Below are 2033 nucleotides of genomic sequence, written 5' to 3'. Positions count from 1 at the left end.
CTCTGGAGGACGGCAGCGACTACGTCCCCGCCAAGGCCCCCATCCTGATGGGCCACCACTTCTCGTCCATCGCCGGCGCGGGCCCCATCACCGGCCCCATCGGCGCGGCGGGCTTCGGCTGGCTTGCCTGCACGCTGTGGATTCTCATCGGCGGCATCTTCTTCGGCGGCGTCCATGACTTCGGCGCCCTGTTTGCCTCCGTCCGCCACGACGGCAAGTCCATCGGCGAAATCATTTCTACCAACATGAGCAAGCGGGCCAAGATGCTGTTTTTGATCTTCGCCTACCTGACCTTGATCCTGGTGGTGGCGGCCTTCGCCTCCATCGTGGCCGGCACCTTCGGCGCCACCTTCACCGAGGCGGGCGAGGTGGATCTGGTCGCCTCCGAGGCCAACGCCCGGGTGGCCATNGTCTCCCTGCTGTTCATCGCCATCNCCATTGTCTTCGGCTTCCTGGTGTACCGCCGGAACGCCCCCATGTCCGTGGCCAGCGTGATCGGCGTCATCGCCATCGTGGCCATCATCGCCATCGGCATGAACTTCCACCCCATCTACCTGAGCAAGGACGCCTGGATGTGGATCTGCGGCATTTACATCGCCATCNCCTCCGTCACCCCGGTTTGGATTCTGCTTNAGCCCCGCGACTACCTGAGCTCCTTCCTGCTGTACGCCATGCTGGCCCTGGCGGTCATCGCCGTGGTGCTGGCCCGGCCCGACATGGGGAGCATGGCCGTNGTGAACACCTTCGTGGTCACCAACCCCGACACCGGCGCGGGCAACCCCATCTTCCCCGTCCTGTTCACCACCATCGCCTGCGGCGCAATCTCAGGCTTCCACTCCCTGGTCTCCTCCGGCACCACCTCCAAGCAGCTGGATAAGGAGACCGACGCGAAGCCCATCGCTTACGGCGGCATGCTGCTGGAGTGCGTCCTGGCCATCCTGACCCTGTGCGCCGTGGCCTATGCCTACAGCTGGAACGCGGCCAACCCCGACAATGCCCTGGCGGGCGCCACCGCCATCTTCGGCGGCGGCCTGGCCCACATGATTGACGACTCCATCCCCGGCACTTACAGCATCCTCTACACCCTGCTGGTGCTGACCTACTCCGCCTTCTGCCTGACCTCCCTGGACACCGCCACCCGTCTGGCCCGGTTCATGTTCCAGGAGTTCTGGCTGGATTCCAGCAAGGGCGAGACCCCGGAGAACGTCACCGGCTACAAGAAGGTCCTCTCCAACATGTATGTCTCCACCGCCATCACCGTGGTGCTGGGCGTGCTGCTGGGCCTGAACGGCTATGAGAAGATCTGGGCGCTGTTTGGCTCCGCCAACCAGCTGCTGGCGGGCCTGGGCCTGCTGGCGGTGGCCACCTGGCTGGGCAACATCGGCAANAACAACAAGATGTTCCTGCTTCCCATGGGCTTCATGATCATCGTCACCATCTGCTCCCTGCTGGTCAACACCAAAAACCAGATTGCGGTCATCTCCGCCGGAGGAGCGGACTGGGGCCCCTATGTCCAGGCCATTCTGGGCATCCTGCTGGTGGTCCTGGCGGTCATTNTGGNCATCGAGGGCTGNGTGACCATCGCCCATCCCAAGAAGAATCAGAAGGTCTGAGCGAACCCATGAGCGGAGCGCCAGTCTCCGCCGGGCGCGAAGCCTTTTGTCCCGGATGAAAAGAAGAGAAGGGCCCGGCGGGTATATCCCGCCGGGCCCTTCGGCCGTTTACTCCTGGNCTTTGGCCAGGGCGATTTTATCCAGCAGTTCCAGGATTTCCTGCCTCGTGTAGTCCTCCTTTTCCCCGGTGCTGAAAATCAGGCGGAGATCGTACAACAAAGCCTTCTGCGTGTCCTTGCGCTCTTTTTCAGTACCCATAAACAGCACCTCCTTGCAGCTATTATACCGGCTTTTCCGCCCCGGCGCAAGCTGTATTTCCCGCCGCCGACAGATTCCCCATGGTTTTTCATGCCCCGTCCGGTAGAATGGGACAAATTGGAAGGAGGCGGTCCCATGGGAGANGAAAAGCGGGTGCTGCGG

The 2033-nt window shown here is 62.6% G+C and carries 1 protein-coding gene; it reads left to right on the top strand.

Annotated features, from left to right (window positions below):
* Window positions 1-1613 (top strand): carbon starvation protein A (locus JX325_RS15860; RefSeq protein ID WP_204792020.1); only part of this gene is annotated, 1613 nt, incomplete at its 5' end.
* Window positions 1614-2033 lie beyond the last annotated feature (420 nt).

Origin of the sequence: Oscillibacter sp. CU971 (assembly GCF_905219725.1) — a bacterium.
Classification (GTDB): domain Bacteria; phylum Bacillota; class Clostridia; order Oscillospirales; family Oscillospiraceae; genus Oscillibacter.
This window is presented reverse-complemented; position numbering and strand designations above follow the sequence as displayed.